Annotated in this window: 23 protein-coding genes and 1 pseudogene; 8 read left to right on the top strand and 16 right to left on the bottom strand. The window is 69.4% G+C overall.

Going from position 1 to position 23,379, the window contains the following annotated elements:
* Positions 1 to 5: 5 nt before the first annotated feature.
* Together OOK40_RS23360 and OOK40_RS23355 are read right to left on the bottom strand one after the other, a co-directional pair.
* A complete protein-coding gene (locus OOK40_RS23360) occupies positions 6 to 1,094 on the bottom strand; it encodes a hydrogenase expression protein HypE (protein WP_266485292.1) in 1,089 nt (362 codons plus the stop codon).
* 48 nt (positions 1,095 to 1,142) lie between these two features.
* On the bottom strand, positions 1,143 to 2,936 hold the full coding sequence (locus OOK40_RS23355; protein WP_266485289.1) for an enoyl-CoA hydratase-related protein: 1,794 nt from the start codon (positions 2,934 to 2,936) through the stop codon (positions 1,143 to 1,145).
* A 200-nt stretch (positions 2,937 to 3,136) separates the two neighbouring features.
* On the opposite strand from OOK40_RS23355, the gene OOK40_RS23350 reads away from it, so the two are divergent.
* The 4 genes from OOK40_RS23350 (at position 3,137) to OOK40_RS23335 (ending at position 6,388) form a co-directional block, all read left to right on the top strand.
* A complete protein-coding gene (locus tag OOK40_RS23350; RefSeq protein WP_266485287.1) occupies positions 3,137 to 3,505 on the top strand; it encodes a low affinity iron permease family protein in 369 nt (122 codons plus the stop codon).
* A 213-nt stretch (positions 3,506 to 3,718) separates the two neighbouring features.
* Positions 3,719 to 5,059: a M1 family metallopeptidase gene (locus OOK40_RS23345; RefSeq protein ID WP_266486540.1), complete on the top strand. Its 1,341-nt coding sequence runs from the start codon at positions 3,719 to 3,721 to the stop codon at positions 5,057 to 5,059.
* Positions 5,060 to 5,244: 185 nt separating this feature from the next.
* A complete protein-coding gene (locus OOK40_RS23340; RefSeq protein WP_266485284.1) occupies positions 5,245 to 5,886 on the top strand; it encodes a TetR/AcrR family transcriptional regulator in 642 nt (213 codons plus the stop codon).
* 43 nt (positions 5,887 to 5,929) lie between these two features.
* A complete protein-coding gene (locus tag OOK40_RS23335; protein ID WP_266485281.1) occupies positions 5,930 to 6,388 on the top strand; it encodes an SRPBCC domain-containing protein in 459 nt (152 codons plus the stop codon).
* 67 nt (positions 6,389 to 6,455) lie between these two features.
* Here the strand turns inward: OOK40_RS23335 and OOK40_RS23330 are convergent, their stop codons facing one another.
* The 5 genes from OOK40_RS23330 to OOK40_RS23310 all read right to left on the bottom strand — a co-directional run bounded on the left by OOK40_RS23330 (position 6,456) and on the right by OOK40_RS23310 (position 9,139).
* Positions 6,456 to 7,151, bottom strand: a complete 696-nt coding sequence (locus OOK40_RS23330; protein WP_266485279.1) for an alpha/beta fold hydrolase — start codon at positions 7,149 to 7,151, stop codon at positions 6,456 to 6,458.
* A gap of 67 nt (positions 7,152 to 7,218) precedes the next feature.
* Entirely contained in the window at positions 7,219 to 7,509 is a 291-nt protein-coding gene (locus OOK40_RS23325; RefSeq protein ID WP_266485277.1) for a YkvA family protein, read from the bottom strand.
* A gap of 48 nt (positions 7,510 to 7,557) precedes the next feature.
* On the bottom strand, positions 7,558 to 7,836 hold the full coding sequence (locus OOK40_RS23320; protein WP_266485274.1) for an SHOCT domain-containing protein: 279 nt from the start codon (positions 7,834 to 7,836) through the stop codon (positions 7,558 to 7,560).
* A gap of 27 nt (positions 7,837 to 7,863) precedes the next feature.
* Complete coding sequence (locus OOK40_RS23315; protein ID WP_266485271.1) at positions 7,864 to 8,301, bottom strand: DUF6325 family protein; 438 nt, start codon at positions 8,299 to 8,301, stop codon at positions 7,864 to 7,866.
* 169 nt (positions 8,302 to 8,470) lie between these two features.
* A complete protein-coding gene (locus tag OOK40_RS23310) occupies positions 8,471 to 9,139 on the bottom strand; it encodes a GAP family protein (protein ID WP_266486539.1) in 669 nt (222 codons plus the stop codon).
* Between the two features lie 272 nt (positions 9,140 to 9,411).
* On the opposite strand from OOK40_RS23310, the gene OOK40_RS23305 reads away from it, so the two are divergent.
* From OOK40_RS23305 to OOK40_RS23295, 3 genes are all read left to right on the top strand, one after another.
* Entirely contained in the window at positions 9,412 to 10,341 is a 930-nt protein-coding gene (locus OOK40_RS23305; RefSeq protein ID WP_266485268.1) for a YhjD/YihY/BrkB family envelope integrity protein, read from the top strand.
* Between the two features lie 96 nt (positions 10,342 to 10,437).
* Positions 10,438 to 11,769, top strand: a complete 1,332-nt coding sequence (locus OOK40_RS23300) for a diacylglycerol kinase family protein (protein WP_266485266.1) — start codon at positions 10,438 to 10,440, stop codon at positions 11,767 to 11,769.
* Positions 11,770 to 11,833: 64 nt separating this feature from the next.
* Entirely contained in the window at positions 11,834 to 12,643 is an 810-nt protein-coding gene (locus OOK40_RS23295) for a Cof-type HAD-IIB family hydrolase (RefSeq protein WP_266485263.1), read from the top strand.
* A 73-nt stretch (positions 12,644 to 12,716) separates the two neighbouring features.
* On the opposite strand, the pseudogene OOK40_RS23290 reads toward OOK40_RS23295, so the two are convergent.
* The 5 genes and pseudogenes from OOK40_RS23290 to OOK40_RS23275 form a co-directional block, all read right to left on the bottom strand.
* Positions 12,717 to 14,396: pseudogene (locus OOK40_RS23290) on the bottom strand (SulP family inorganic anion transporter); the annotation flags it as partial.
* Positions 14,397 to 14,403: 7 nt separating this feature from the next.
* Entirely contained in the window at positions 14,404 to 14,748 is a 345-nt protein-coding gene (locus tag OOK40_RS35515) for a three-helix bundle dimerization domain-containing protein (protein ID WP_368078519.1), read from the bottom strand.
* Between the two features lie 271 nt (positions 14,749 to 15,019).
* Entirely contained in the window at positions 15,020 to 15,379 is a 360-nt protein-coding gene (locus tag OOK40_RS23285) for a UBP-type zinc finger domain-containing protein (protein WP_266485261.1), read from the bottom strand.
* Between the two features lie 15 nt (positions 15,380 to 15,394).
* A complete protein-coding gene (locus tag OOK40_RS23280) occupies positions 15,395 to 16,912 on the bottom strand; it encodes an ATP-binding protein (RefSeq protein ID WP_266485259.1) in 1,518 nt (505 codons plus the stop codon).
* A complete protein-coding gene (locus OOK40_RS23275) occupies positions 16,909 to 18,567 on the bottom strand; it encodes an FAD-dependent oxidoreductase (protein WP_266485256.1) in 1,659 nt (552 codons plus the stop codon). The genes OOK40_RS23280 and OOK40_RS23275 overlap by 4 nt, the downstream gene beginning before the upstream one ends.
* Positions 18,568 to 18,712: 145 nt before the next feature.
* Between OOK40_RS23275 and OOK40_RS23270 the strand changes: the two genes are divergently transcribed.
* Positions 18,713 to 19,051: a hypothetical protein gene (locus OOK40_RS23270; protein WP_266485253.1), complete on the top strand. Its 339-nt coding sequence runs from the start codon at positions 18,713 to 18,715 to the stop codon at positions 19,049 to 19,051.
* A gap of 70 nt (positions 19,052 to 19,121) precedes the next feature.
* Here OOK40_RS23270 and OOK40_RS23265 read toward each other — a convergent pair whose 3' ends face one another.
* From OOK40_RS23265 to OOK40_RS23250, 4 genes are all read right to left on the bottom strand, one after another.
* Entirely contained in the window at positions 19,122 to 20,210 is a 1,089-nt protein-coding gene (locus OOK40_RS23265) for a sugar ABC transporter substrate-binding protein (RefSeq protein ID WP_266485250.1), read from the bottom strand.
* Positions 20,211 to 20,477: 267 nt separating this feature from the next.
* Positions 20,478 to 21,620 (bottom strand): serine hydrolase, encoded by a 1,143-nt coding sequence (locus tag OOK40_RS23260; RefSeq protein WP_266485247.1) that lies wholly within the window; start codon positions 21,618 to 21,620, stop codon positions 20,478 to 20,480.
* A 98-nt stretch (positions 21,621 to 21,718) separates the two neighbouring features.
* Positions 21,719 to 22,555 (bottom strand): SDR family NAD(P)-dependent oxidoreductase, encoded by an 837-nt coding sequence (locus OOK40_RS23255; RefSeq protein ID WP_266485244.1) that lies wholly within the window; start codon positions 22,553 to 22,555, stop codon positions 21,719 to 21,721.
* Complete coding sequence (locus tag OOK40_RS23250; protein WP_266485241.1) at positions 22,549 to 23,259, bottom strand: alpha/beta fold hydrolase; 711 nt, start codon at positions 23,257 to 23,259, stop codon at positions 22,549 to 22,551. Before OOK40_RS23250 ends, OOK40_RS23255 begins: the two co-directional genes overlap by 7 nt.
* Between the last annotated feature and the right edge of the window lie 120 nt (positions 23,260 to 23,379).

The raw sequence follows: 23,379 nt of genomic DNA, 5'->3' as shown, positions 1-23,379 counted from the left end.
GGGGATCACCAGGGCCGCCGGTAACCGGTGGTCAGCTTCTCCCCCGTGTGGCGCCACTTCGGCTCCTTGTCGACCGTCTTGGCCGTGATGGACCGCAGTCGGCGGATCACCGTGCCGTACACACCGCTGGCGGCGCTGGAGATCTTCGCGCCGGGCGGTTCGTCCATGAACGGCATGAACTTGTCCGGGAATCCCGGCATCGTGCAGGCGATGCAGATGCCTCCGACGTTCGGGCAGCCGCCGATCCCGTTCATCCAGCCCCGCTTGGGGACGTTGCACTTGACGACGGGGCCCCAGCAGCCGAGCTTGACGAGACACTTGGGTGAGTCGTACGTCTCGGCGAACTGGCCCTGTTCGTAGTAGCCCGCGCGATCGCATCCCTCGTGCACGGTGGCACCGAACAACCAGGTCGGCCGGAGCTTGTCGTCCAGCGGGATCATCGGAGCAGAGCCCGCCGCCTGGTAGAGCAGGTAGGTCAGGGTCTCGGAGAAGTTGTCGGGCTGGATCGGACAGCCGGGCACGCACACGATCGGGATGCCGGCCTTGGACTTCCAGTCCCAGCCCAGATAGTCGGGCACACCCATCGCGCCGGTCGGGTTGCCCGCCATGGCGTGGATCCCGCCGTAGGTGGCACAGGTTCCGATCGCGACGACAGCCAGTGCCTTGGGCGCGAGCCGGTCGATCCATTCGCTGGTGGTGATCGGCTGGCCGGTTTCGGGGTTGTCGCCGAAGCCGCACCAGTAGCCTTCCGGCTTGATCGACTCATTGGGGACCGATCCCTCGATCACCAGGACGAACGGGTCGATCTCGCCGCGCTCGCCTTTGAAGAACCATTCGATGAACGTGTCCGCTCCCCCGACCGGACCGCATTCGAAGTCGATCAGAGGCCAGTGAACAGCGATCTTGGGCAGGCCGGGAAGCGCTCCGGTGACGATCTCCTCGATACTCGGCTGCATGGCCGCCGTCAGGGCTACCGAGTCGCCGTCGCAGCTCAGCCCGGCATTGATCCAGAGGATATGGATCGGGGACGCTTCGTCGGCAGGTCCCCCGGCGGCGTCCGTGTCCTGGGCCGCGGTCGGCGTGGCTGCATTCATCAGGATGCCCCCTCGGGGAGGTATGGCAGGAACGTCGGCATTTCGGTCTCAGCCTTCTTGGTAACAGGCATCCGGCTCCGGGGCCGAGATATCGGGGGCCGGTTCAGTGACACGGGGCTCGGAGCGGAGCTGATCCGTCATGCGCACTGCCGGCACCGCAACGCCCAGATGCGGCGGCGTTCGCAGCGGCTTCTCCTTGCGGACGAATGCGCGACGCAACGCGTGGTACGGGGCCGACGGGTCGGAGAATGCCCGCCGCATGTGGGCCAGCTCCTCTTCCCGGAAGGCGGCGAGCGGCCTGAGGCTCTCCTGGTGGTCCCGTTCGGCCTTCTTCGCGGCGATCCGCTGCTGCACGGCGGGCAGGGAAGCGAGATGTCCGGCGAGCCGGGCCGCCTCTGCGGCGAAGTCCTGTGGGGTGCACTCGACGAGACGGTCGACAAGGCCCAGCCGATGCGCGGCCGTCCCGCTGACGGGCAGAGCCTGGCGCATCAGACGCTCGGCCACTGCCGGACCGACTCGGCGAGGCAGCGTGTACGTCCAGAACTCGGAGCCGTACAGCCCCATCAGCCGGTAGTGCGGGTTCAGCACGGTGCCCGCTCTGCACCACACCTCGTCCGCCGCCAGTGCGAGCATCACCCCGCCCGCGGCGGCGTACCCGCCGACTGCGGCGACCACCAGCCGGTCGGTGGTCGTCAGTACGGCCTCGACCAGATCGTCGATGGCGTTGATGTTCGCCCAGGACTCCGCGCCGGGGTCTTCGGCTGCTTCGATGACATTGAGGTGGATGCCGTTGGAGAAGACCCGGCCGCCACCGAGGACCAGCACCGACGTAGGGCGCGAGCAGGCCTCGCGATAGGCCGCCAGCAGGCGCCGGCACTGCGTGGTGCTCATCGCGCCGCCGGGGAACGAGAACGAGAGGAAGCCGACATTGCGTTCTTCGCGGTAGCTGATGTCGGTCCAGACACGCCGCTGGCCGTCCGGACGCGAGGGCGCGGGGCTCTGTGGCAAGGCGGGCAGCCGGCCGGCGAGCGCCGTGACGGCAGGCAGCTTGAACGTGGGGGGCTGCCCCGGCCCGCGCCGGGCCCGCAGCTCGGGAATCCATACGGCGCCGTCTGTCGTCGCCCGGCAGACGGCTCCGGCCCGGGTCGCAAGAAGGTCGCCGGGGTGGCCGCGCAGCTCGTACTCGCGGTGGCCCCCGTGCAAGTACCACTCGCCGCCCAGCAGTTCGTCCCGTACGCCGGGCTGCGAGTCCGCGGCCCGCAGCTTGCGGAGAATCGTCTCGGTGGACTCCGAAGCCCAGTCGATCCGCCGGACGCTCTGATCGAGATACGGCCGGGCTCGGCCGGATCCCGCACCGCCTTCGGTCTGCGCCCGCGGGGAGTACGTCCCGGTGGCGAACCGCTCCACCGCCAGCAGCACCGCAGCCACCGCCGCGTCGGACACCTCGCCGCGGTAGAGGTCGCTCTTGGCCACCGGCGGCACCGGGCAGACGACTGAGGCCCAGACGTCGCCCGCGTCCATCTCCGCGTTGGCCTGCAGGACCGTGACACCCCACTCGCCGGCGTCCTCGTGAATCGCCCAGTCGAGGGACGAGGGCCCGCGGTCTCCGACGGGCCCCGGATGGACGACAAGGCATGTGTGCGCGGACCACACCTCGCGCGGGATCGCCGTCTTCAGCATCGGCGCGACGACGAGCTGGGGCTCATGACGGCGTACGGCGTCGGTCAAGGACTCGCCGTGCACCGCGAGTTCCACCGCCACGCTGTGACCGTGATCCCTCAGTTCGGCGTGGAGGCGCTGCGTGAGGCTGTTGAACGCCGTGGCGACAAGCAGAATGTGCATGGCGGGCCTCCCAGCGGTCGATGTCTCAGGCAGGGGTCTCCCCGGCCGCCTGTGATCGTCGAGTACGCCGGATAGGCCATGGCGGCGCCGGGCCACGAGGTCACCCGAAAGCGGACATGGCGACGGCCACCCGGCGGTTCGGTCCCGCGGCATGTGCGGCCCCGGCGTTCGCGCACGACGCCGTCGGGTAGGCACGTCGCATGACTTTTCAGCATCCCGCCGACCGCGGTGGCGACGAGCCCGGACTGTTCGCCCGGCTGGCGGAGCGGGCATCGAACTTCACCAGCTCACCCGTGTTCTTCGGAGTGTGTCTGGCGTTGGTGGCACTCGTCGCCGTCGCCCACGCCCTGAAGCTTTCGGACCAGTGGCTGCTGCTCGCCGGAGAATCGATGACTGCCGTCACTCTGCTGCTCCTGGCCCTGCTCAAGAACTCGGAGCGGCGGGCCGAGCACGCCATCCAGCGCAAGCTCGATGCCATCGCCGCAGCGCTTCTGGAGATGCACGGGAACAAACCCGGCGAGGCGTTCGAGGACCTCAGGAAGGCCATCCGTATGGAAGAGGAGACCTGATGGACAGCCAAGTACCGTCCCTGCGCCGGGCATTGGGCGTGACTTGACTGATTCGAGGGAGTTTTGGGGCGGAGGAGACCCATAGGCTGGGCCCGAATGATCACTACCGAGCCCAGAGGAGCCCTTGTGACGCCACCCCTCCAGCAGACCGCCGGGCGCGCGACTCCCCACCGGAGAGGCGCCGTTGTCGCGGCAGGCCTCCCCGCCGCCGTCGTGGCGCTGCTCGCCGCGGCCGCCGGGCCCGCGGCCGCTACGACGGGCTCGTCCGGTGTGGGGGACCCGTACTTTCCCCTGGCGGGCAACGGCGGTTACAACGTCCACCACTACGACCTCACCCTCGGATACGACCCGAAGACCCGTCACCTCGAAGGACGGGCGGTCATCACGGCCCGGGCCACCGAGCGGCTGACCCGCTTCGACCTCGACCTGAAGGGGCTGAAGGTCACGAGCATCACGGTCAACCACGCCAAGGCGGCCTTCCGCCGCGACGGACAGGAACTCGTGGTCTCCCCGAGGAAACCCCTTCGCAAGGACCAGGAGTTCCGCACCACGGTCACCTACGCGGGCACTCCCGGGCCTGTCACCGATCCGGACGGGTCCCTCGACGGGTGGATCCCCACCGATGACGGGGCGTTCGTGGCCGGTGAGCCGCAGGGCGCCATGACGTGGTTCCCCGCCAACAACCACCCCAAGGACAAGGCGTCCTACGACTTCGCGATCACTGTCCCCGCGGGGCGCACCGCCGTGTCCAACGGTGTCTTCCGCGGGCAGAAGACGGCCAACGGACGTACCACCTTCCGCTGGCGGCAGTCCGAGCCGATGGCGGCGTACCTCGCCATGGCGACGGTGGGCACGTTCAAGGTCGAGCAGTACACCACGCCCGGCGGCCTCAAGGTCTTCAACGCCGTCGACCCCCGTGAGGCGGCCGCCTCGGCGCCCGTACTCAAGAAGCTGCCGTCGGTCCTGGCGTGGGAGAGCAAGCTCTTCGGCCCCTACCCCTTCAAGGGCGCGGGAGCCATCGTCGACCGTGCCCCGCAGGCGGGATACGCCCTGGAGACCCAGGTACGGCCGGTGTACGACCGGGCGCCGGACCTCAGCACCCTGGTCCACGAGAGCGCGCACCAGTGGTTCGGGAACTCTGTCTCCCTCACTACCTGGAAGGACATCTGGCTCAACGAGGGCTTCGCGACCTACGCCGAGTGGCTCTACGACGAACAGCACGGCGGCCAGAGCGCACAGAAGACCTTCGACGCCCTCTACGCCGGCCCGGCGAGCAGCGACCTGTGGGCGTTCCCGCCCGCCGACCCCGGCAGCGGGGCGCACATCTTCGATACGCCCGTCTACGCGCGCGGGGCGATGGCTCTGCACAAGCTGCGCACGGCGGTCGGCGACAGGACGTTCTTCCGGATCCTGCGCACGTGGGCGTCCGACCACCGCGACGGACACGGGACCACTGCCCAGTTCATCCGCCTGTCGGAGCGGCAGTCGGGCAAGGACTTGGACCAGTTGTTCCACACGTGGATCGGGACGAAGGGCAAGCCGTCCAAGCCGTAGACGTCACGGCGACGGCCCGCCGGAGGCGGCGGCAGCGCCCGGGCGCTGCCCGGTTGCCGCTGCCCCGGCGGAAACGGACCCGTCGTCATGCGGTGAGGCGTCCCGGTCGGCCTCAACGAACGCGGCGAACAACCCCTCGACCCTGAACGGGACGGTACCGTCCCGCCCACAGGTAGCCTTGAGTCATGTCCGAAGTCCCCCGGCGCGCCCCGACCGGCAACGCCCTCTTCCGGCCGCGGATCACCACCGCCATCACCGAGGCCGTCCTGGAGGAACTGGCCGCGCACGGCTATGCGCGACTGGCGATGGAGGCGGTGGCCAGACGCGCCGGGGTCGGCAAGAGTGCCCTCTATCGCCGCTGGCCGTCCAAACAGGACATGGTGATCGCGGTGCTGTCGGAGTTCAGCGTCGTCCCGCTCGCCGACGTTCCCGAGGGCGTCTCACTCCGCGAGGACCTGCAGTCCGTACTGCAGGCGCTGCACGACTGGCTGACCGATCCCCACGTGGCGACGATCCTGCCGGACCTGACCGCAGAGGCCGTGCGCAACCCGGCCCTGGCCGAGGCGATACGTACCACCATCGGCGAACCGAGACGCGCACTCGGCACGGCCATACTGCGGCGGGCCGTCGAGCGCGGCGAACTGCCCACCGACCTCGATCTCGAACTCGCCCTCGACCTGCTCGCCGCCCCCGTCTACTGGCGGTTGAGCGTCCGCCACGCGCACCTGGAGCCCGATTACTTCGACCGCCTGGTCGAGCACCTTCTGCGCGCCCTCGACGCCCGGCCCACGCCTGAGAGCCAGGCGCACCAGAACTCCGTCACATGAAGCCAAGTGCCACCCTGCGGCCCCTGACCCGAGGAGGTCCGTGATGACGAACAGAGCCCGTCCGACCCTGCATCTGCAGCGCATCGTGCGCGCACCGCGCGCGGCTGTGTTCCGGGCCCTGACCGAACCGCAGGAGCTGGCGAAGTGGTTCGGTCCGGACGGATTCGCCATTCCCCGTGTGGACAGCGACCTCCGGACCGGCGGCGACTATCGCATCGCCATGCAGCCTCCGGAAGGAGATCTCTTCCACCTGACGGGCCAGTTCCTCGGTGTCGACCCGCCGGCTCACCTGTCCTACACCTTCCGCTGGGAGCCCCCCACCCCCGACGACCGGGAGACAGTGGTGACGCTCACCCTCCACGATCTCGGCTGGACGGCCACAGAGCTGGTCCTCACGCACGGCGACTTCGCCACTGAGGAGCGCTACGCCCTGCACGAGGCAGGCTGGACTCAAGCCCTCGACAAGCTGGAGAGACTGCTGTCAGCACAAGCACCGGCATAGCACTCGTGAACGCAGCCCACCTGCCACCTCGTCAGATATGGCCCGTTCCTGTCCGACTCGAACGCGCTTACCCGGCCGCCTCCAGGAGGATCCGTGCCAGCTCGCGCGGCTGGGAGAACATGGGCCAGTGGCCAGTGTCCATCGTGACAAGCCGCCAGTGCTCGCTGGCCAGCAGCTCGGCCACGTCGGGGTTCGGTTCGGGGCCGTCGAGCAGGCATTTGATGTACGTCACCGGAAGCTCGCCGAGCGGGCGAGCCAGCACGGCCGGCTCGGCCAGAGAGGCACGCGGGTGCGGTGTCGAGCCGCCCACGAACCGTGCGATCTGCTCATCGGTGAGCCCCTGGCCGTCGCAGTCGGCCGCGGTCAGCGGTGCCCAGAAGCCACCGTTCCCGGCGATCGCGGCCTCCAGCTTCGCCGGGCCCTCCCACCAGCCGGACACGAACGACTCGCCGTCGGCAGGAACGTTGGAGTCGACGAAGACCACGCGGGCCAGGCGGTCGCCGATCCGCTCAGCCGCCTGACCGACCGGGATGCCCGAGTAGCTGTGTCCGACCAGGACGACCTCGCGCAGATCGAGGCGTTCGACCTCGTCGACGATGTCCTGGACATGGGTCTGCTGCCCGGCCGGAACACCTTGCTTGTCGGCGAGGCCGGAGAGCGTCAAGGGGTGGGCGCCGTGGCCGCCCGCACGCAGCTCCGGCACCACCTCGTCCCACGCCCACGATCCGAGCCACGCGCCTGCAACCAGTACGAATTCCGTCATGGTGGCAACGTAGCGGAGGGGTCTGACAACACCGGTCCCGGGCGCTTCGACAGATACGGCCGCGGCTTCAGGGCCGGCGGGCGACGCCTGCGCTGTCCACCGCGGACTGCAGGGAACGCAGCGCGAGCAGCAGGACGCCGATGTCGTCGAGAAGCACCGGGTCGGGCAGCAGGTCGACCGGGCTCGCCAGGTAGATCAGGGCGCCCCAGAAGATCACCTTGTTCTCCACCGGAATTCCGGCGTCCCGCAGCAGCCGCCGTGCCCTCACGAGTCTGACCAGGAGCACGCCCGCAAGCACCACCGTGGCGGCGATCAGAGCCGCGACGACCGCCACCACAACCCACATCTCGGTACGCATGTCTGCTCCTGTCTCCTGGAACAGGCATACCCCACACCGCGTCCGGTGTCAGCTACCGAGGATCTTGGCCTTCTGTGCCGCGAATTCCTCTTCGGTCAGTACCCCTTGAGCCTTGAGGTCACCCAGTTGCTTGAGCTGATCCATCTTGGCGGTCATGTCGTCGCCAGGGGGAGGCGGAGGGGGCGCCGCGGCCTGCTGGCTCGCCTGTTGCTGATCGTCCTGCTGTGCCCATCGGCCGGCCTGCCGCCGCGACACGCGGTTGGACACCGCGGTGGCGGTTCCGGCGACGACGGCGGTGCGGGCGACACCACGAAGAAGTCCGGGCATGTTCACTCATCTCCCAGGGTGTGCGGCTCACGCGGTCGCTTCGGTCGCGTCCAGCGAGGCGAGCAGCGCTTGGACGGGAATGCGCCCGCTCGCCACCAACTGCCCACCGCTGCGCCGCATGGCCCGCGCGAAAGGTGCCGCCCAGACGTTCTCGTAGATCAGGATTCCGGCGGAGCTGTTCGGCTCCAGCGCGTTCGCGGCCTCTTGGATGTCGTCCTGGCCCAGCAGACCGGACGAAGCGCCCTCGAAGACCGTCAGATCCACCTCGTCCCCGAAATCCTTCAGGTCCAGTGCCGCAACAGACCCATCACTGTCCTTACGGATGAACAGGAGGTCGAGGATGCGGATGATGCCCCGTTCGACCAGGTCGAGGAGGATCGGGAAGCCCTCGCCCGTCATGCGGTTGCCGGGGAACTCGACGACCACGTAGTCGACGGGTCCCATTTGTTCCACGTCATCGCTCATGGCCACTCCTCACGAGCGGTTCGGGGTCCGGGCCTGGCCCGCCGCTCATGTCCGGCGGCGCTCGCCGCGAGAGACGGCGACGAACGGCCCTTTTCAACCATTGCAGCACCCTGGGCAGGGCTTCGCACTTCCGCAGGGTGCCGCACGTCAGTCGGCAGAATGACGCACGTCAACTGGTCAGCTGGTAGATGCTGTTCCCGGTCAGCCACAGGCCGAGCAGGAGACAGATCACCACGATCGCCTGTTCCTGGTGGCCTTGCATCCAAGCGCGCAGTTTCATCAGCCGCGCCTGGGCAGCCTCAGGAGCGAACACGACGTACAGCTCGGCGGCGAGCAGGCTCGCGGTGGCCAGGATCGCGAATCCGAACAGCGCCAGGAACGACGAAGAGTGCGACAGGTCGGCCTCGAGGACCGTGGCCGCGCCCGCAGCGACCATGCCCCAGGGCTGCAGGAACACGGCAAGTCCTGCCGCCGCCCAGATCGAACTGCGGTCCATCCGGGAGGTCACGGAAGCGGACGACGTGGAGCGGTAGGACGACGACTCGCGGGCCGATCGCATGCGCCGTCGCCGGCGTTCGCCGTAGACGACCAGCCCGACGCCGATGGCGAGCTTCACCGCGATCCCCGCCGTCGACGGCGCGGATCTGGGCGACGGCGGATCTCCGCCGGTCAGCGTCAGCACCAGGGCCATCACGGCGACGAGACAGGCCAGCCAGGCCAGGATGAAGACCAGCCCTTTCCACACACCCCTGGTGGACGACACCACCAGGACGAAAGCCATGATCGGCAGTGGGTCGAGCGTGATGGCCAGCGCGATGAGGAGGAGGTCGAGGACCATGGCGCCCCAATCGTGCGGCGATGTCACGAGCCTACGCAATGACCAAGAAAGCGGCACGTTTTGGCCGACGTGTCCCACCCTCTGCCGAGATGCCGCCGCGTGCCGCGTCCCCCACGCTGGACGCAGGGAAGGAGCAACGCCATGACGCCTATCGGACGGGTGCCGTCGCGGGTGAGGGGCCGTTCACAGAGCCCGGGTGCAGTACCGGCCGGCTGATGCCCCGCAAAGAGCCCGAGGATCTCCGGGCGCAGCCGAGCAAGGGAAGGAAGGGGGTGGGGGGCGTATCGGGTCGTCGCGTCGGCTCGATCTTCCGGCCGTCGTGGCGGCGGGTCCGGTCCCAGGAGCTGCTCACCAGGGCGAAGTGGCTGCACAAGCAGGCCGAGGCACGCTTCCCGGTCATCACCCATCTCGCCGCTCGAATGGTGTCGGTGAACATCTTCGACTCCGCCACCCGGCTGGCGGCGCAGTGCTTCCTGACCGCGGTCCCGCTGCTCTTCGTCGTCGGAGCCTTCGCCCCGGAGGCCGTACGCAACCAGCTGATCAGCTCCGTACGCGCGGTCTTCGGGCTCAGCGGCGCCGCGAACCAGGAGCTGGCGAAGGTGTATCAGTCCACGGCCAGCAGCCTGCGCGAGGCCACCGGTGTGGTGGGGGCACTGATGCTGCTGCTCTCCGCGACCGCCGTCAGCCGGGCGATGCAGCGGCTGTGCAAGCGGGCCTGGGAGCTGCCGAGGACGGGCACCAGGATCGCCCCCTGGCGGTGGCTGGCTTGGATCGGCGTCTGGCTGGCCGTCCTTATCGTGCAGGCGCCGCTGCGCAACGGCTTCGGCGCAGGGCTGTGGCTCGGCATCCCGGTCACCGTCGTGACCCAGACCGGGCTGTGGTGGTGGAGCCAGCACCTTCTGCTCGGCGGCCTCATCCGCTGGCCGCCCCTCCTGCCCGGTGCCTTCCTCACGGCGATCGGCGTGAGCGGTCTGTCGGTCGCGGCGCAGTTCTACATGCCACGGGCGCTCAATCGCGCACTGTCCGAATACGGCTCGGTCGGCACCGTCTTCGTCATGCTCTCGTGGCTCATCGTGGTCTGCGTGGCGATCGCCATCGGCATCACCGTGGGAGCCGTCGCGGCCCAGCAACCGCTCCTGGCTCGTCACCTCGGCAGTCCGCCCTCCCGCCTGGCCGAAGGGGACGTGACGCGCGCACCATGAGAGCCATCCGCAAGCGACGACGAGCCACCCGTGAAAGGTGATGCGTGAGCCGCCTCGCAGCGGTGCAATGAGCCACAGCCGGCGGCGGGAGGGTCCATGGACATCGTGGCCGGAGCGCGCAGCGCCCGGGCGAGACGCTGGCTCGCTCGTTCGGCGATTGCCGCTGGAGCCGCGGCCCTACTCCTGCCGCTGGTGTTCGCGGGACTGAAGAGCGTGGCCCTGGTGGCCCTGGGGCTTGGCGGACTGGCCCTGAGCGCGGCCTGCGCGTGGTGGGCACTGACCCGCCGCGGACTCGGCAGGATGCTCGCGTTCGTGGTGGGGGCGGCCGCACCGGTGGCCGTGATCGTGCTGTACGCGCTGTACGACCTGCTGTGGGTGGTCGTCGGCTCCCTCGCACTGTGCGCGGCGGCGGGCTCCGCAGGCCGGGCTGCCCTCAGGCCCCCGAAACCCGCGCCCACTCCTGAATTCCGTACTCCGCCCCCGAAACGTCCGTTCCTGATCATGAACCCCTGGTCGGGCGGGGGAAAGGTGGGGAAGTTCCACCTCAGGGAAAAGGCCGAGGCACTGGGCGCCGAGGTTCTGGTGCTGGAGCCCGGCGGTCCACGAGATGTCGCCGAGCTCGCGCGCCGGGCCATCAGCGATGGCGCCGACCTGCTCGGCGTCGCGGGCGGCGACGGCACACAGGCCCAGGTCGCCGCGGTCGCCGCGGAACACGACATTCCCTTCCTGGTCCTCCCGGCAGGAACGCGCAACCACTTCGCCCTGGATCTGGGCCTCGACCGGGACGACCCGTCGGCATCCCTCGACGCACTCACCGACGGCGTCGAACTCCGTGTCGACCTGGGCTTCATCGGAGAGCTCGCCTTCGTCAACAACGCCTCCTTCGGCACGTACGCCGCAGTGGTGCAGAGCCCCGCCTACCGCAACGACAAGGTGCGCACCATCATGCGGATGATTCCGGACCTGCTCACCTACCGGAGCGGGCCCCGCCTGGTCCTGCGCGCCGCCGACGAGGCGACCGGCGAGCCCGATGCCGTACACGAGCCCCAGGCCGTACTGGTGAGCAACAACCCGTACCAAGTGGGCGATCGCGCCGGACTGGGGCGCCGGGACCGGCTGGACTCCGGCATCCTCGGCGTCCTGGGCATCAAGGTCGACAGCCCGGCGCAAGCAGCCGACCTGCTTCGCGGCAAACATGCGCACGGACTCACTGTGCTGACTGTCCGTGAGGTGGTCGTCGACGCGGACGAGCCCGAAGTCCAGGTCGGCGTGGACGGCGAGGCACTGACCCTGCCGACGCCCGTCCGCTGCCGGATCCAGCCGCGGGCCCTGCGCGTACGGGTTCCGCGCGACCGCCCCGGTGTGCCCCCGACGAGGCCGCCGATGGACTGGCGGCGGCTGGGGAAGCTCGCCACGGGCAGCAGCTGAGGCCCCCGCCAGGCTCCGGGCCTGAAGACAGGGCGTGCGCCGGGCAGTTCAGTAACATCGGGCGATGCATCCTCCTCGGCTGATCGCCACCGATCTCGACGGCACCCTCCTGCGCAGCGGCGGTGTTCTCTCGGAGCGCACCGTTCGCGCGCTGCGCGGCGCGGTCGACGCCGGCGCGGAGGTCGTCCTCGTCACCGCCCGGCCGCCCCGCTTCGTCGACATGCTCACCACAGCCAGCGGGCTGGTCGGAACGGCGGTATGCAGCAACGGTGCCCTCGTCTACGACGCCACGGCACGCACCGTCGTCGAAACACGAGCCCTGCCCGTAGCCGCCGCCCGCCACGTGGCCACCGCACTCTCGGAAGCCGCACCCGGACTGGGCTTCGCCGTGGAAACCGGCCACCAGGTCCTGTACGAGTCGGGGTTCGGGCTGCGATTCCCCGGAGCCGCCGACACCGAGATCGCCGTGGCGTCCCTGCCGGACCTGTGGCTGACCAATGTCCCCATCACCAAGCTGCTCGCCTGGTCGGCGCAGCTCGACGCGGACTTCCTGCTCGCAGCCGCGGAAGCCTCGGCAGGCGGGGTGGCGCAGTTCACCCACTCGGGCGGGGCCGGTCTGCTGGAGATCAGCGCGCCGGGTGTCAGCAAGGCAAGCACCCTGGCCGCACTGTGCGCCGCACGCGGAATCGACGCCACGGAAGTGGTCGCGTTCGGCGACATGCCGAACGACCTGACCATCCTGCAATGGGCAGGCACCGGCTACGCCATGGCCAACGCGCATCCGGCAGTACTCGCTGCGGTGCCGCGGCACACCGCGTCGAACGAGGAGGACGGGGTGGCGGTCGTCCTGGAACAGCTCTTCGGCAACGCTTGAACCTAGGCCCTGTCCGGCCGATCTTGCCGGGGGACCCGTCGGCCGGGTGGCCGCCGCCACCGTTCTCGTTCTCCCCGCACCAGGCGCGGTACGCGGCCACCGCCGTGGGCAGGGTGGGAAAGATCCGGTCCTCGCCCACGGACCGGGTGAGCCCGTACGCCTCCAGTTCGTCCCGCAAATCCTGTTTGACGCGCGCCATCGCGAACTCGATGCCGCGTCCGGTCAGTTCCCGTCGCAGTGCGTCCAGCGCGTCCAGCGCGGTGATGTCCACCTCCACGTTGGCCTCCGCGTTGAGGACGAACCACCTGACGGGACTCTCCTGCGCGGCCACCTCTGCCAGGGCTCGGCGTCTGAAGTCCTCCGCGTTGGCGAAGAACAGGGGGGAGTCGTAGCGGTAGACCAGCAGCCCGGGGATGATCCGCGCCTGCGGGTAGTCGTCGACGTCGTGCATGCCGGCCAGGCCGGGCACCATGCCCTGGACGGCGTCGTGCGGTCGCGCCACCCTGCTCAGCAGCTCGACGACCGACAGGCCCACGGCCACGAGCACCCCGTAGAGGATGTCCAGGACCAGGACCCCGCCGAGACACCCGACGGCCAGCAGGAGTTCCCTGCGCCGGAAGGAGGCCAGCCGTCGGAAGCCTGACAGGTCGATCATCCGCACGGCGGCGTAGACGACCAGCGCGCCAAGTATGGCCGTGGGTGTGCTGTGGAGCAGCGGGCTGAGGAACAGGAGCACGGCCAGTACGGCCGCACCCGCGACGAGCGCATACCCCTGGGTGCGTCCGCCTGCCGACTGTGCGAGCGCGGTCCGGCTGGCGCTGCTGCTCACCGGGAATCCCTGCAGCGTGCCGGCTCCGAGGTTCGCGGCGCCCGGGGCGAGGAGTTCCTGGTTGGCGTCGAGGCGCGGCCCGCTGTCGTCGGTGGCGAAGGCACGCGCGGTGAGGATGAAGTCTGTGTAGCCGACGAGCAGGACACCGGCCGCGGGAAGCAGCAGCTCGGGCAGGTCGCCCAGCGCCGGAAGCTTCGGGCCCGGCAGCCCGGCCGGGATCTCCCCGATCACCGCGAGGCCGTGGTCCTCCAGACCGAAAGCCGCCACCACGGCCGTACCGAGCACGACGGCCAGCAAGGGACCGGGGACCGTGGGGGGCAGGCGGGCCGCCAGGAAGAGAAAGAGCAGGGCCACGGCGCTGAAGATCACCGTCGCCGGATGCGCCTCACCCAGGTTCTGCACGAAGGACAGCAGCTGCGGGAAGAAGCCGGAGCCCTCCGTCGGGACACCGGTGAGCTTGGTCAGCTGGTCCACCATCATGATCAGTGCGACGCCGGCGAGATATCCGATCAGAATGGGCTGCGACAGCAGGTCAGCCACGAAGCCGAGCCGCGCAGCCCACGCCAGCAGGCACATCAGGCCGACGGCGACGGCGAGCGCCGAGGCCAGGACGGCGTACCGCGCGGGATCACCGCCGGCCAGCGGCCCCACCACCGTGGCGGTCATCAGCGCGGTCGTCGATTCGGGACCCACCGACAGCAGCCGTGACGAGCCGAGAAAGGCGTACAGGACGATGGCCGGCAGGATCGCCCACAGCCCCACGACCGGCGGCAGACCGGCGACGCTGGCGTACGCCATGACCTGCGGCACGAGATAGGCCGCGACGGTGACCCCGGCCACGAGGTCGCCTCGCAGCCAGCCGCGCCGGTATCCCTTGAGGACGGCGAGGCCCGGCACACCGGGCACGGGAAAGCGCCAACTCATCCGATGGTCACGGCCCGCTCCCCGCCGCGGGCGGAGGCTGGAACGTCCTTGCTTCCCCCACCGCCGCACGGGCAGCAGCACCGAGCACTGTCCGGGCTCGGCGTTCGACCAGGATCGGGAGGAAAGCTCTCACCCTGGCCTGGCGGAATGAGCCGTATGCAGTCCCGACCGTCGCCTCTACGGTGGCTGCGTCGGCCTGAGGGTAGGCGGCTCTCAGTCGCGCCGCCACGTTCTGAATGGCCACGAGTTCGTCTCGCGAGGCGGCTGGCGCGCTGCTCGGTTGCGTCGCCGGATGCCCGCCGTCCACCAGGCCGGGAGAGCGACTTTCCCCCTCGAAGGACTCGGCCGTCATGGCCGCGCCGGCCCGGTATTCGGGGGCGGCAGCCCGACCATCCCTTGTTCCCCCTGCGCCTTCCGGACGCGCACGGCCGAGGCCCATGCTCCGCTCCGGACTGTCACAGACTGCATGGCCCACGACCTCCAGACCCCAAAACCCTTGGGGGCACGCTCATCGCCTGACGGCGAAGCCGCCACGCCCCATTCTCCGGCCGACCGGTGAAGATCGCCCCCGGGCCGCGTCCGGGACACCAACGAGGCGGACGACGCCGGTTCGGCCCCCTGCGTCAGTGCAGGTGCCGCTCCCAGTCCGCGGGCACCGCGCCCGCAGGGCCCGGTGTCGGCTGTCTCATCGGATGCGAGGTGGGGGGAGCCAACTCCGGCCCCTCGTAGTACTCCTGTGTGTTCACGTTCCAGAACCAGCTTTCCCCCGGCTCAAAACTGGTGATGAACGGGTGCCCCACCTGCTTCGCGTGCTTCGTTCCGTGCTGTGAGGGCGACGAGTCGCAGCAGCCGATGTGCCCGCACTCGGCGCAGCGCCGCAGGTGGAACCACCAGCCTGGACCGTCACCGGCCAGACACTCGGCGCACCCGTCACCGCTCGGCCTGGCTGCGAGGTCGATGCCCGGAATCTGGTCGTGTGCCATCAGTTCTCTCCTCGCTCATCCGGAGGCAGGTTGGGTTCGGGAAGTCGGGGAAGTCGGGGAGGCCCGGGACGTTTCGGCAGCGGCGGGTGGCGGTTCCTCGGCGTCCGTGGGCGGTGTGATCGGCAGGCATACGCGAAATCTCGTGTCGCCCGGCTGCGAGTCCACTCTGATGTCGCCGTGGTGCTTGTTGACCACGATGCGGTAGGAGATGTCGAGGCCCAGGCCGGTGCCCTCGCCGACCGGCTTCGTGGTGAAGAAGGGCTCGAAGATCCGCGGACGGATGTCGGCGGGGATGCCGGGACCGGTGTCGCGGACCTCGACGAAGAGGTGTTCGCCGTCGCGCCAGGTGGCGATCGTGAGGGTGCCGCTGCCGTTCATCGCGCCGAGCGCGTTGTCGATGAGGTTCGTCCAGACCTGGTTGAGCTCCGCGCCGTACGCCGGGACGGCCGGCAGGTCGTGGTCGTACTCCTTCACCACCCGCACGCCCGGGGGGATCTTGGCCTGCAGCATCACCAGGGTGGCGTCGAGGAGTTCGTGGACGTCGACGGGCTGCTGAGCGGCGCGGTCGAGCTGGGAGTACTGGCGTGCCGCTTCCACGAGGCCGGAGATGCGGCTGACGGCGTCCTCGATCTCCCCCATCAGCAGCTCGGTGTCGATGGTGTACATGAGCCAGCCCACTGCGGCCTGCCGGTTCTCGTCGCCCAGGCTGTCGGTGGCCGCGGACAGCCATGCGGGGTCGATGCCACCGGCGACCAGGACGGGCGCGATGTCCCAGGACCGGTCGATGTCGTGGTCCTCCAGCCAGTCGGTGACCTCGTCCTCGGCGTCGGCGGCCTCGATCGCCGACAGCTTGGGGGCGTTGTAGGCGCGCTTGACGGCCTCGTCCTGCATCTCGACCAGATGGTGCAGGCGGGTGCCGTCGACCCGGCCGTCGGCGATGAGGGCGAGCTTGTGGCGCATCTTGGTGACCCGGTCGCGCAAGGTGTCGGTGGCTCGTACGGCCGCGGCCGCGGGGTTGTTGAGCTCGTGCGTGAGTCCGGCGGTGAGTGAGCCGAGGGCCTCCAGGCGTTCGCGTTCGCCGATGATGGTGTTGCTGGCGCGGGTGCCGAAGAAGAGGCCTTCGAGCAGATGCAGGGCCATGGGGAACCAGGTGCGTATCGCGTGGGCGAACTCCTCGGCGGGCAGCACGAAGAGTTCGACGTCGGTGATGGCCTTCAGGCTGTTGGGGTAGACCTGGTCCACCCGGTCCCCGAGGTAGGCCTGAGTGGCTCCGCTGTAGACGCCCACCTGGTCGGTGCGGCCGAACTCGATGTCATCGCCGTGGAGACGGCGCACGACGGCGACGGTGCCGCTGAGAAGCACGAAGAAGCAGGTGGCGGGCTCGCCCTGGGAGTAGACGGGCGTTCCGCCCTGACGTACTTCGACGCGGCCGCGCTCGGAGAGCCAGGCCAGTTGCTTGTCGTCGAGGGCCTCGAAGAGGAAGAGGGTCTGCAGTTCGGCCGGGCTGAGCCTGTCGCGGATCGGGGCATTCATTGCGCCTCCAGGTAGCGGTGCACCAGGGAGACGGCCATGGCGCCTTCCCCCACCGCGGAAGCGACCCGTTTGACCGAGTCGGCCCGTACGTCGCCGGCGGCGAAGACACCGGGCACGCTGGTCTCGAGGTGGTACGGGTCCCGTGCCAGCGGCCATCCCGCGGGGCGCGCCCCCTCGGACAGCAGGTCGGGGCCGGTCAGCACGAAGCCCCGTTCGTCGCGGGAGACGACGCCTTCCAGCCACTGCGTCGGCGGTTCGGCGCCGATGAAGACGAAGAGCAATGAGGCATCGGTCGTGGTGACAGCGTCGGTGCGGTTGTCACGCAGTACCAGGCGCTCAAGATGCGACTCGCCCTCGCCGCCCGCCACTTCGGTGTGCGGGTGCACCTGGATGTTGGGGATGCTCTCGATCTGCTGGATCAGGTAGTGCGACATGGCCCGGGTCAGGTCGGGGCCGCGCACGAGGAGATGGACGCGCTCGGCGTAGCGGGAGAAGTAGACGGCGGCCTGGCCCGCGGAGTTGGCTCCTCCGACGATGTACACGTCTTCCCCGGTGCAGCTGGCCGCTTCGAAGGACGCCGAGCCGTAGAACACGCCCGCTCCGGTGAACTCGTCAAGGCCCGGCCCCTCAAGCCGCCGGTAGGAGACGCCCGTGGCCAGGACGACGGTGTGGGCCCCGATCGAGGTCCCGTCGCTGAAGCGCAGCACCCGGCCTGCCCCTGCCGCCTCGAGCGAGACCACTTCCCGCGCACTGAGGATCTCGGCGCCGAAACGGGTCGCCTGCCGACGTGCCCGGTCCGTCAGCTGCGCACCGGACACTCCGTCGGGGAAGCCCAGGTAGTTCTCGATACGGCTGCTCTGACCGGCCTGCCCACCGGTCGCACTCCGCTCCACCAGCACCGTGCGCAGGCCCTCGGAGGCCCCGTAGACGGCGGCGCCGAGACCTGCGGGGCCCGCGCCGATGACGACAACGTCGTAGAAGTCTGCGGCGGGGGTGGTGCTCAGCCCCACCTGGGCGGCGAGTTCGGCCTCGGTCGGCGCCTGCAGGGTCTTGCCGTCGGCCGTGATCACCAGGGGCACATCATCGGCACTGAGGCCGGCCGCGTCCAGGAGCCGCCCGCCTTCGGGCTCGTCGGCGGCGATCCAGCGGTAGGGCACGAGATTACGGGCGAGGAATTCCCGTACGGCGAAGGACGGCGCCGACCAGCGGTGGCCGACGATCCTTGTCTCTCCGACCTCCGGGTCGGGTGCGCTCGCCCACACTTCCAGCAGTGCGTCCAGCACCGGATAGAGGTTCTCCTCCGGGGGACTCCACGGCTTGAGCAGGTAATGATCGAGATCGACGATGTTGATCGCGTCGATGGCCGCGCCCGTGTCGGCGTACGCCGTCAGAAGCACCCGTCTGGCCAGCGGGAAGAGGTCCATGGCCGCTTCGAGGAACTGCACGCCGTTCATCGTCGGCATGCGGTAGTCGGCGATCATCACGGCGAGCGGCTCGCCTCGCAGCTTCACCTCGCGCAAGGCGTCCAATGCCTCTTCACCCGAAGGCGCACGAATAACCCGATACCGGTCGCCGTACCGGCGTCGGAGGTCACGGGCGATGGCTCGGGAGACTCCCGGATCGTCATCGACGGTCAGGATGGTCGGCTTCGCCATGCCCCCCATAATGCGCCGCATCGATCACGAAAGCGATGCGGATGCCCAACTGGGCGGGCCACCGGCGTCGGCCGGTTCAGCGTCCCTTCAGGTGGGCCGGCGCATCATGTTTCCGCACAGCAACCCTCGGCGAGAGGCAGCAGCCATGAACCGCAGGACCATGTGGATCGTCGGCGCGACGGCCGCGGCCGCCCTCATCGGCGCGGGCACGGGCATTGCCGTGGCGGGCTCCGGCGACGACGACAGCACACCGGCCATCACCGGACCAGCCCTCGACAGGGCAAGCAGCGCCGCGCTCGCCCACACCGGCGGCGGCACGGTCACCGGCACCGAGGTCGGCGACGAAGAGGGCTACTACGAGGTCGAGGTCACGCTCACCGACGGCATGCAGACGGATGTCCACCTGGACAAGGACTTCAAGGTGCTCAACAGCGCGGCCGACAGCGAGAGCGGCGACCAGGACCGGCCCGGCGACAAGGGCTGAGGGCAGATCGGCCCCTCTGAGCCCGGCCCGCGGCACCCCTGGAGTCGCGGTGCCGCTGCCGGGTGAGGTCCTACTTCAGACCGAGTTGGGCGCAGGCTGCCTTGTACTTCGGGGTGCAGATCTCCGCGGCCGTATAGACGCCGTCCTTGATGACCGTCTCCCCGATGTTTTCCTTGGTCACAGAGATGACAGGGACCAGCACCGAGGGGATGGCCTTGGTGGTCGGGCTGTCGACGTCCGTCTGAGCCATGCCGAGCTCCATGCCCCTGGCCAGCAGGATGGCCATCTCGGCGGCGGCAGCGGCCTCCGGCGCGTACGGCTTGTAGACGGTGGCGTACTGCTCGCCCGCGACGATGCGCTGCACGGCGGCGAGCTCGGCGTCCTGGCCGGTGACCGGCGGGATAGGGAAGATACCGGCCGACTTCAGGGCGGCGATGACGCCGCCCGCCATGCCGTCGTTGGCGGAGTAGACACCGACGATCTTGTCGTTGCCGATCGAGTCGATCGCCGCCTCCATGTTCGCGGTGGCGTTCTCCGGCTTCCAGTCCTTGGTGTCGTATTCCTCGCCGATATTGACCTTGCCGTCGAGTTCCGTGTGCGCGCCCTTCTTGAACATGGCGGCGTTCGGGTCGGTGACGGCACCGTTCATCATCACTATCCGGCCGTCCTTGGCCTTGTCGCCGAGTGCCGTGAGCAGCGCCTTGCCCTGCACATGGCCGACCTCTTCGTTGTCGAAAGAGGTGTAGGCGTCGATCGGCCCCTCGGCGAGACGGTCGAAGGCGACGACCGGGATACCTGCGTCGTGGGCCTTCTTGATCGAGCCCGCGATGGCCTTGGAGTCCACCGCGTCCACGATCAGCACATCGACCTTGTCGGCGACCATCGTTTCGACCTGCCGGCTCTGCAGCGTCGCGTCCTGCTTCGCGTTGGCGTAGACCACCTTGCCCTTGTCGTTCGTCAGCTGTCCGATCTTCTCCTTGATGACCGGCAGGTCGAACTTCTCGTAGCGAGCAGCCTCGTTCTCCGGAAGGAGCAGACCGACGGTGATGTCGTCGCTCATCCTCACGCCCGAGCCCTCATCGCCGCCACAGGCAGCGAGCGAGACAGCCATGGTGGATGCGGCGACAGCAACGGCGGAACGACGCAGTAGTGCGTTCATCTGTGGAACTCAACCTCCCTGACCGACCGCGTTACTGCGGCCGAGGTGGCTGGAAGTCAACTCCACCCCCATAAAAGCGTCAAGAAGTACAATCCTAACGAGATAGCAACGGCGCTCATTCGTTAGCTAAGTGAAGGCAAGCAGGCCCGCCGACCAGCAGTTGCGCCTCGCCTCGGGGGCACTCGCAGGCCGCGTCGTCGAGCCAACGTCGAGCACCCATCCATGTGAACCGGCGGCGGGGGACGACAAGCCGCACCACGCCCGGTCTCAGGTGGCGGCCGCGTACCGCCAGAAGTCCCGCATCAGATCGGGCGCAGTCGGTCCGGACATCGCACGCTGGCTGAGCAGGATGGTGACCGCGCCGGTGGACGCCGTGATGTGCGCTGCCGTTCCGGTGCCGCCGAGCCAGCCGTAGCGTCCCGGGACGTTCCAGGGGTCGATGGCCTCGATGTCGACCGAGCCGCCGAAGCCCCAGCCCTGGCCCTCCAGGAACAACGTGCCCGCAGCGCGCTGGGACGGGGTCAGCTGGTCGGTGGTCATCTGCCGCACCGACTCGGGCGACAGCAGGGGGCGGCCGCCGACGGTCCCCTCGGCGAGCAGCATCCGGGCGAATGCGTGCCAGTCGTCGAGGGTCGAGACCAGCCCCCCGGCACCGGACGGGAACACCGGGAGGCTGCTCCACTGCCCGTCGGGGGCGTCGACCAGTTCGAGTGCGCCCTCCTGATCCGCTTGGTAGTAGCTGGTGAACCGGTCGAGCTTGTCGGCCGGGACCTCGAATCCGGTGTCGCTCATGCCGAGCGGCTCGAACAGCCGCTCGGCCAGGAACACGGGCAGCGGACGGCCCGAGACTCTGGCGATCAGAACGCCCTGAATGTCAGAGGATGTGTTGTACAGCCACGCGTCCCCCGGCTGGTACAGCAGCGGAATACCGGACAGCGCCCCCATCCACTCGTCCGGCGCCGCGACGAGTTGGGGCCGCGGCGGTCCCTGCTTCAGCTCACTGAACAGCAATTGGACCGCCGGGAGCGAGAAGTCCGACGGGAAGCCGTGCCCGGCGCGGGAGCTGAGCACATCGCGCACGGTGATGGGCCTCGCTGCCGGGACCACGTCGTCGACCGGACTGCCCGGCGTGCGAACGACGGTCGGCTTCGCCAGCTCCGGCAGCCACTGGCCGACCGGGTCGTCCAACGCGATGCGGCCGTCCTCGACCAGCATCATGACCGCCGCGGCGACCACGGGCTTGGTGAGCGAAGCGATACGGAAGATCGAATCCCTGGCCATCGGCGCGGTGCCGTCGACGGAACCGACGGCCGCCACCTCGACGCGGTCGCCGCGGGCCACCAGGCCCACCGCGCCCGGCACCGATCCGTTGCTGACGCTCACCTGAAGGGTGTCGTGCAGGTTGGTCATCAGTCCACCTTCTCGAGAGTGCGGTCGGAAGGAAGACTCCCCCTGCGGCACGGAATCATCGCGCGCCGGTGCCGCAGATTCACTATCAGCGAGGGGGATCAGCTGCCTTCGGCACGGGGCTCGATGCGGAAGTCGAAGGCGACGGTCCCGGGATCGAGCGCCGTCGCCCCGCCGTCGACGGTGAGCACCGCCCCGTTGACGAACGACGCGGCGGGCGAGAGCAGCCAGGCGATCGCCTCGGCGACCTCGTGCGGCTCTCCGGGGCGGCCTGCGGGAAGCAGCCGGGTCGCCTCCTCGTACGCCGCATCGACGCCGTGCGCCACATCGACGCCGCCCTCCCCCAGCCCCGCCTCTTCGGCGAATCGCACCATCCGCCGGTCGGCCATCTCGGTACGCACCCAACTGGGGCACACCGTATTGGCGCGCAGCCCATGTGGCCCGTAGTCGACGGCGAGCGAGCGGCACAGCTGGAGGAGGGCCGCCTTGGACGTTGCGTACGCGGCGTTGGCCGACCCGTTGCGCAGCGCGGAGACCGAGGCGACGGCGACGACGGAGCCCTTGGCCTTCAGCAGGTGCGGGAGTGCGGCGCGCAGGAGCAGGAAGGGGCCGGTGACATTGGTCCGCATGACGGTGTCCCAGTCCTCGACCGACAGGTCGCCGACCGCTCCACCTCTCCCCACGCCGGCATTGAGCACGACACCGTCGAGTCGGCCGTAGGCAGCCACGGACGCCGCGACGAGATCACGCACGGCGTCGGGATCACCGATGTCGGACGGGTGGGCGAGAACTCCGGTCTCCTTCGCGAGCCGCTCCAACGGCTCCGGCCGGCGTCCCGAGACAACGACGTGGTGCCCGGCCTCGCCCAGCAGACGGGCTGTGGCCGCGCCGATCCCCGTACCACCGCCGGTAACGAGAACAACTCGCTTGCTCACCATGACTGTTGGCCCTCCTCAACGGCACATCCCAAGAACGTCCCCGCTGCTTCCGTGAACGCCTTCGGTTCCACCCTGTGGATCAGGTGCCCGGCCGCGATGGTGACCACCCGGGCGCCTGGGATCAGCCTGCCCAACTCGGCCACGCCGTCCTGAGGCACATGACTGGGCGGACCGCCGCCCACGACGAGCGTCTCCGCGGTGATCAGACCCAGCCGCTCCAGCCACGCAGCGGGAGGCGCGTCGATCTGCTTCCTGATGGCGAGCACCATGTCCCAGTCGAAGGTCAGCTCGCCTTCCGGCCTCGTCGGGGTCGTCTTCGCGCGCGGACGTGGAACCGCAACGTCCTCCAGGACGAGCCGGTTCACCCGCCGCGGATGTTCCTCGGCGAGCAGGCAGGCCACGATCCCGCCCATCGAATGCCCGATCAGGTCCACCCGGTCGAGCGCGAGCGCGTCCAGGAAACCGATGACGTCGGCCCGCATGAGCTCCAGCGAGTACTCCCCGGGCCAAGCGCTCCGGCCGTGACCGCGAAGATCGAGGGCGTAGACGCGTCGGCCGGCCGCGAGCGCGGCAGCGACGAAATTCCAGTCGGTCGCGTCCTCGCCCAGCGCGTGCAGCAGGACGACTGGTGGAGCGTCCGGGGGACCCGAGACCTGAAAGCTCAGCAGGATGCCCCCGACGTCAATGGAGCGATGATCAACCATGGCCGGAACCTACGTGAGGGTTCCGGTCTCCGCAGCGAGGTTCACCCGCAGCCGAACCGTTCCCCCTCGTCAGACGTTCGACGGAGATGGAACAAAGCAGGCGTAGGCTGGCCAGACCGC

The organism is Streptomyces sp. NBC_01481, from assembly GCF_026339995.1.
Taxonomy (GTDB): Bacteria; Actinomycetota; Actinomycetes; order Streptomycetales; family Streptomycetaceae; genus Streptomyces.
This window is presented reverse-complemented; position numbering and strand designations above follow the sequence as displayed.